The following is a 7980-nucleotide window of genomic DNA, read 5'->3' as shown; positions in this document are numbered from 1 at the left end:
GGTCTTTTACCACCCCACAGTTTTGAACCCCAAAAACACCACCTGCCGCGACAGCGGCTTCGTTCAACAAAACGTTCATCGTAACCCCGTATCCTTTCGTAACATTGCTTCAATCCAATATTTACTCCGGGATTCATCCTATGAGGCCAGGTTTCAGGTCTATGCATAATTTCGCTTTGTTCTCTCAACGACTCCATATCGGGCAAATTCAGATATTCCGTGATCAAACCTTCGGGAGCCTTGAACATGGTTGAAACAATTAATTGCTTGGGCCTTTTCCTCAGTCGCTTAACAGCTTCACCAATAAAGCCGGGCGACAACATCAGGTCCATACCCGTACACAGAATATACTCGGTTCTTACTCGCTTAATCGCTGTATTGGTTGCGTGAGAAAGATTCCATTCCGATGGTCCGTCAATCCTGAGGTACTCCGCATTGTAACGCCGACAAACCTCAAGGTAATTTTTACTGAATTCGTTCTTACTACCATAATCAACGAGAACAATATTAATCAAATTCGCCGGGTAGTCTTGCAGGCGAATCGAATTCAGAGTATTAGCTAAACGAAAGTTGTACCGATTCATGACCGGCAAAATCACGCTGACGTCACCGTTGCCATGGGGGACATTGAGCTCGCGTTTGAAATGGACCCGATTGCGAGTGCGGGTTACCAGAAAATCTTTTGCTGTCATATGGCGAGATTTCCAAGGGCGTATTCGATTTCTTAGATTCCATGGGTCCACTTTTCTCAGAAAACGCTTTGCGTAGAATGGAGCTAGTGAAATAAATGCCAGACAATTCGTGATACCTAAATAAAGACCTGAAGCTGGCATCCACTTGCCACTTTTGCTGCGATGAGCCTCTAGAAAAGCTTCAAAAATAACTTGCCGGATTCTCAAGCTCTTCCCACTCCAATTCATCATTTCAGCTAAAAAGGGAAGGTGTTCCCAGGTCCGAATCAGCATCCCACTTTGTGGACAATGTTTCGCCCAAAAGAGATAACGATTACGACACATATAGAAATAGAAATGCAGTGCTCTTACATGATTGCTTTTCGAATGAAACACTCTGGCATTCGATACAATCCCTGCTTTATAGCCCAAATTAATCGCTCGAAGACTGTAGTCTCGATCTTCCCCATAGGCAAAAAACCGTTCATCCAATCCTTCCAGATCTAGAGCGGTTTGTCGTTTAACCAAAAGCGCGGTGCCGCTTAATAAAAAAGAATTCGATGATTCAATCAGCCAACGTTTCGCTTCCTCCGGACTATCTGCAATTTCCATTTCCTGCTTCGACCAGTTTATTCTAGCTCCACACTCTGTGAACGAATCTGGTTCGTCTATGAAAGAAATCAAAGGCGATAATAGTCCCAACCTGGGTGAGGTCTCTGCGTAATCGACCAAATAAGAAAGAGACGAGGGCTCCACGACGGCATCGTTGTTCAACAACCAAAGGTAGTCGCAATCATCCCCTAAAGCCGCCTTCATCCCAAGGTTGTTACCTCCGGTATATCCAAAGTTCTCACTATTTTTAATAAGTATCAGTCTGCCCCCGGATTCCTCCAAAGAAAGATAATCCAAAGATCCGTCACTCGAATGATTGTCCACAACGTAGACTTGGAAATTGGGATAATTCAAGACCGCAACAGAGTCCAAACAGGCAATAATTTCATCCTTTCGATTCCAACTCAGGATAATAATGCCAACCTTGGGTCTTTCCAAATGTTCATTCATGCGAGGTTCTTAGCCATATTTATTGAAACTTCCGGTAAAGGGCCTTGGATGGGTACCACAAGAATTGATAATAAATTACCACAAGGAACCAAGGTTTTTACAGTCATTTTTTGAATAACCATAAAAATATTTTCCTAAAAACCAGGGTTTCTTTAATCCTTCACCAATACCATAAAAAATATTTTTGTAACTGGAAGCTGAATACCATTTGTGATTCAACCGATATTGCATCCCGTTCAAACGTTTTAATCGATACCCCAGGTCGAGTAGAGAAAACTTGTTCAAAGCCTTTGGAACTTCGCTTATTCGGTGATTAGCAAGTTACAAATTACAATTTAGTCCATTCCTGGCACAACTTGAACTTGCTAGCCCTCCTCCATTCTTTCTATAACCTCTTTTTTAATCAGACTTAAACTATGCCAGATACAGCTCCTTGGATTACCTACCGCCCCGAATTGAAAGTAACAGATTGTACGATTCGCGACGGTGGACTTATCAACAACTCGCAGTTTACCGATGCGCAAGTACGCGCGGTTTACGATGCATGTATCGCAGCAGGCATCGATTACATGGAGATTGGTTATAAAAATTCGCATGCACAGTTCCCTAAGGATAAATACGGTCCATGGCGTCACTGCGATGAGGAGGATATGCGACGCGTCGTTGGAGATCATACCTTTGAGGCAACCGGTCTGAAGCTTTGCGCCATGGCGGATGCAGGAGGCAAAAGTGACTGGAAGAAGCAAATCATTCCGGCTAAAGACAGCGTGCTCGATATGATCCGGGTGGCCTGCTACGTTCATCAGATTTCTGAGGCGGCCCAAATGGTTCAACACTGCCATGATCTTGGCTATGAAACGACCTTCAACATCATGGCCATTTCGATCGTCAGCGAGGCCGACATCGATCAAGCCCTACAGATAGTCGCGAAGTCACCCGCCAAAGCGATCGTTGTGGTCGACAGCTTTGGGAACCTCTTTCGCGAACAAATCGATTATTTGGTTAACAAATACGCGGATGCTGTTGAGGGGACAGGAATGGATGTGGGCATGCATGCGCACAACAATCTTCAACTGGCTTTCGCCAATACAATCGAAGCCATTATCCTGGGAAGCAACCGGGTTGATGCGACCATGCTGGGGTTAGGTCGTGGTGCAGGAAACTGCCCGATGGAACTGCTCCTTGGCTTCCTCAGAAATCCAAAATTCAAACTGCGTCCGGTGCTTGATGTTATCCAACATACCATCTTACCGATGAAACAGGAACGGGATTGGGGGCCTTCAATTCCTTACAATATTACCGGCCAAATGAATCGTCACCCGCGCAGTGCCATGGCTTTCCGTGAAGGCGACACGCCCGATGATTACCTGGCGTTTTACGATCAAGCGGTGTCGGACGTATAAACGAGATCGCTCAGGATTTAAGAAAACCATTTTCTGAAGGTTTGAGCTTTGCCGACATTGACAAATCAAGCTACCTTACTTCAACGAGACCGGAGCGTCTCAATGGTGGGAACGCCAGCCTAAATAAGGACATGTCTTCTTCTGATTCAATTCATCAAAACACAAAGATTGTGGTCCCCGGAGACTATCCACCTCAGATTCAAAATTCTCCGCATCTTGACCGCTTAACAGGCCGGGGGGATTTTATTATGCATACAGATCCGCCCAAAAATATGGCGGATAAGATTGCCCGTGTATCCGGAGCCGAAGTCATCATGAATACACGGGCATCGGTAACCTGGGGTGAAGAAGAGTTCGCGCAGCTGCCCGACTTGAAAATGATCACAACCTGCTCGATTGGCACCGACATGTTTGATCTCGAGGCGGCAAAAAAACGCGGTATTATTATTTCCAACCAGCCAGGCAGAACCGCTCCCGTGGTTGCAGAGCACATGTTTGGTCTCATGTTCGCGGTTGCCAAGCGTGTTACCTTCCTGACTTCCGAAATGAAAAAAGGTGCTTGGCCGCGTATCGACAATCTGATGCTTCGAGGAAGAACGCTTGGAATCATCGGCACGGGTGCCATCGGAGCCGAAATGGCCAGGCTGGCACTCGCAATCGGGATGAAGGTAATTGCCTGGACCTATAACCCGACAGAAGAGCGAGCCAGGGACTTGGGCGTAACTTTCAAATCGCTGGATCAGGTGCTCCAGGAATCCGATGTGATCAGCGTTCACGTGAAGCTTACGAAAGACAGCAGACATTTAATAGGTGCCGAAGCATATTCGAAGATGAAACCAAACAGCATCTTTCTAAACGGGTCACGTGGAGCTGTTGTAGAAACACAGGCACTGGTCAATGCACTCAATTCAGGACATCTCATGGGAGCTGGTATTGACGTGTTTGAGGAGGAACCTACCCCACCCGATCATCCCTTATTCGCCTGTGAGCACGCAATCCTGACACCTCACTGTGCCGACATGACTCCCGAAGGAGTTGACCTCCTGAACGGTGGTGCCGTCGACAATGTACTGGCCTACCTGGATGGTCGTCCCCAGAACCGGGTTACCTAAAACATTTTTAAAACCCAAAATCATCGCTGAATCAGGTAGGGCGGTTTCGCCGTAAACCGCCGATTCCAAGATGGCTCGCTCGGCGATCGAGCCCTACCAATTTCAGTGATATTGCGACTACCTATGGTTAATATGCATTAAAAAGGTTCCGTTTCCCCGGAACTCGATGACCTCGTCCTCCGCGTTATTCACTTGGATATGGCCAGGTACTTGCCAGCTTCTGGATTGGATTTCAGATAGGAGTTTATTGCCTGTACAATATCAGGGTGATCCTTTGAAACATCCTTGTCCTCATAGATCACGGCTGAGCCGGGTCCGTAGAGAAGCATCCGTGATCCGTCCTCGGGAATCACCGCTTTGTATTCACCGTAACGAACGAAATGCTTGTATCCGTCTTCGGTTGGAATCTGTTTGGACAGCCGCGCTACAACTTTGGCATTGGCCGGATCATCCACTACGTTGGTCCACTCATCCGGATCGGCTTTCAGGTCGTAGAGCTCTTGAGATCCGTCGAAGTAGCGAATGTAACGCCAGCGGGAGTCGCGAACTGAAAAAGTGCCGCGGCCGATTGCCGATACGGCTGGCCGGTTCCACTTCGCACCAGGATCCATTATTAACGGCAGCAGCGATCTCCCATCCAAATCATTCCGTTTATCAAGTCCGAGTATATCGACTACGGTCGGGTATACATCCAGCAAAGAAACAGGACGTTCACTATGGGTATCCGGCTTGAACCCTTTGGGTTGCGCATTTCTGGGAGGGACAATGATCAATGGCACGCGCGTTGAGCGTTCCCAGGCAGTGAACTTTCCCCAATGTTCTTTTTCACCAAGCTGCCAACCATGGTCTGACCACATAACGATCATGGTGTTGTCGGCGTAGGGTGAAGCGTCGAGTGCATCAAGCACCCTTCCGAGCAAATAATCCGCAAAACTGATAGAGGCCATATAAGCACTCACCGCGTTCCGCCATTGCCCCCACTCGACCGTGGTTTTGTGGGCTCCACTCGTTACGGCATACCGCCCGAAGTCCTGGGCAATTTTTGAAACATCTTTCAGGTCATCCTGATACACGCTCGGAAGGATAACGGATTCCGGCGGATAGAGATCGTGGAATCGTTTGGGCACCCACAAGGGTTGGTGAGGACGGTAAATACCCATTCCGAGAAAGAACGGTTTATCGAACTTCTGCTTTAATTTCTCCACCACATAATCTGCACAGAGTGTATCGGAAAACTCCTCGTCCGGACGATCAATCACTCCCCAATCAAAAGATTCAATAGTGCTCGAAAGAGGTTCTCTGTCCCGCGGCATCTCGTTCAACGGCATGGTAATGCCAAGACGGGAAATCTCGTGCTTCACAAAAGGACCGCCTGCGTCGATATCTGCCTTGGATATCTTCCTCTCCTCTTCGAGAATAGGCATCCACTTGTCAAAACCAGGGCCATACTCCTGCAGCATGATTTCACTTTTGCCGTGCAGCAATTTTCCGGTCCCCATGGTCAGGTATCCTTGGGACGCCAAGTCTTGCGGCAGAAAAATTGCATTGGGGCTTGTTTTCTCGATCCGTTGACCGTTGCCGTAAACCCCGTTTTTAACGGGAGACCAACCAGTCCAGGTAGCCGCCCGGGATCCACTGCATACCGGCACTGCACAATGCGCATTGGTGAACAGGACACCCCGCTCCGCCAAGCGATCGATGTTCGGAGTCTGAATTTGCGGGTGACCATCCAGGCACCCCACCCAGTCGTTCATGTCGTCGAATGTGATGTAGAGGATGTTGGGTTTTTCAGCAGCAAAATTGGGTAGACAGCTAATACAAAACATTGCTGCAAACAGGCCAATGACCCAAAGTTGTGTGGAGGTATTCTTAGGAGTAGTCATGCCAGAAAGTATTTGGTATATTCTGATACGAATTCAAGGTAATTGGGATATCGTATATAAGTAGGAGCGACCTTGGTCGCGAAAGTTTCCTCAATCAATTGAAATTAGAATCGGCAGCAAGCTACCTCTACATTTCCTAAAGCTCTCAATCCGGAATTTGATCATTCTGGTCGATGTCCTCGCCTTCCCAATTGGCGATTCCGTTCTCATAAATCAATACCCGGTTATCATTGCCAGGATTCAGCTTGAGATTTGTCGCTGGAAGCCAGCACTCATACTCGGCAATCAAGGCGACGGAGAGAAGCGGCTCTATCTCATACAGGAATTGTGAAAAAACCGGCAGGCACCGAAGACTTCCCGAAGGGTTGGATTATCAGTCGCTCCAAAAATCTTAAAGAGTCTCAGATTCGATAAATACACGAAAGAAAGTGGAAGAAAGAGAATCTATCTTCAAAAACAACTCAATGTAAGATTCTCCTTCTATGTAGTCGACGATATCGGGGTTCGAGAGATTGAGTTCATTCCCGATTGTCAGAATATCATCCCAATTATCCAGGTTCATTGATCGCTGAATCGTAACCGTCTCACCTTCGGTTTTGGTCGAGATTCGCAATTGGAAAACTTTCCGCGACCCTTCACCCGTATCAAGACTGGCAATTCTCGGAACATGGCTGAAGTTTTGAATATTTGGGTGCCCCCCGGTTATAAATTCCAGAAACAAACCAAGGGAGTCTCCATCGCCGTCGACCGATGAACCGGAAACGGATGAATCAGCCAATTCTGTCTCAGAAAAAAACTGAGTTTTCCAGGCTTCATATCCCAGGGTCGGGGTAGCGGGTTGAACAGTGATTTCGCTTTGAGCTGTCATACCGAAGGCATTGACAGTGATGGTTGCCGAACCTGATTCCAACGCCAGCCAATCCGGTTGTTGAGCGACGGAAACCATTTCGGGATTGGAACTTACCACCGATTCGATATCTTCAAGGGTATACCATTTTGTAACCCTGGATCCATCATCGTATACCGCCACGATATCGGGCCTGATTATTTCGCCGGGAAGTACGGTGACACCATCGGGGAGCACTTCCAGGTGGTCCAACACCGCTCCAAACGGAGCCTGTGACGTAACCAATATCGGCCGCCCAAATGCAATCTTTCCACCGCTTGTTTCGTAACTCATAAAAAGGACCACGTCCCCGATAACAGAGGGATCGACGCTGACTTTGACGGCGGATGGGTTTGCAATGTCCGGTTCAGCAAAAACACCATCCCTCGATACCCCTTCAATACCATGAAGCTCCACACTCCAGGTAACTTCTCCCGTGATTGGTTGGGAAGCAGGAGGATTGAATTCGAATGCGAACTCGCGAAGCGGACCTTCAGAAGCATGCCTCGTGGGTAAAGTGTTTCCGCTTGCTTTTTGCTGCACCTGGTCCGGGATACTGCGGACTATGGCAAGGACGTTGGAAGCGGGAACATCTCTCGCCGCCTCTTCGATATTGCGGATATGAAATCCAGATTTAGGCGGTGGGTTTAAGTAACTGTGGAAACTACCGTCATCTGCTGACTTTTGAAGCAGACTTCGAATAATTCCACCCACTATCGGAGCAGTGGTTTGTGTTTCAGAGGTCCCAAACAGATTTGACGGGGGACCGTGAGCAATAGTTGGGAAATCGATGGTTACAAAATTTGAGAGCCCCGGGGCCGCCGCTGAGGAGACACTTTCGAGGTCCACCAGACCATCCGACCCATGCGGAAAAACGGTAGCCAAAGTTTCACCTACTAGTACCCTGTACCATCTATAAATTCGGATAAAGGCGAGTCAGTTTGATTCGGGCTTTTTCGTTGG

At 47.9% G+C, this 7980-nt stretch carries 5 protein-coding genes; 2 read left to right on the top strand and 3 right to left on the bottom strand.

The genetic code is table 11. From position 1 onward, the window contains the following. On the bottom strand, positions 1-1733 hold a 1733-nt coding region (locus O3C43_23990; GenBank protein MDA1069547.1), incomplete at its 3' end, for a glycosyltransferase family 2 protein. Positions 1734-2149: 416 nt separating this feature from the next. On the opposite strand from O3C43_23990, the gene O3C43_23985 reads away from it, so the two are divergent. Both O3C43_23985 and O3C43_23980 read left to right on the top strand, forming a co-directional pair. Beyond that, positions 2150-3136 (top strand): aldolase catalytic domain-containing protein, encoded by a 987-nt coding sequence (locus tag O3C43_23985; protein MDA1069546.1) that lies wholly within the window; start codon positions 2150-2152, stop codon positions 3134-3136. A gap of 248 nt (positions 3137-3384) precedes the next feature. Continuing rightward, positions 3385-4248 (top strand): NAD(P)-dependent oxidoreductase, encoded by an 864-nt coding sequence (locus tag O3C43_23980; GenBank protein MDA1069545.1) that lies wholly within the window; start codon positions 3385-3387, stop codon positions 4246-4248. 188 nt (positions 4249-4436) lie between these two features. Here the strand turns inward: O3C43_23980 and O3C43_23975 are convergent, their stop codons facing one another. Together O3C43_23975 and O3C43_23970 are read right to left on the bottom strand one after the other, a co-directional pair. Further along, a complete protein-coding gene (locus tag O3C43_23975) occupies positions 4437-6131 on the bottom strand; it encodes a sulfatase (GenBank protein MDA1069544.1) in 1695 nt (564 codons plus the stop codon). 391 nt (positions 6132-6522) lie between these two features. Further along, positions 6523-7902 (bottom strand): hypothetical protein, encoded by a 1380-nt coding sequence (locus O3C43_23970; protein MDA1069543.1) that lies wholly within the window; start codon positions 7900-7902, stop codon positions 6523-6525. Between the last annotated feature and the right edge of the window lie 78 nt (positions 7903-7980).

The sequence above is a fragment of the Verrucomicrobiota bacterium genome (genome assembly GCA_027622555.1).
Classification (GTDB): Bacteria; Verrucomicrobiota; Verrucomicrobiia; order Opitutales; family UBA2995; genus UBA2995.
The sequence above is the reverse complement of the archived record's forward strand: the minus strand, read 5'-3'. Positions and strand labels throughout refer to the sequence as shown.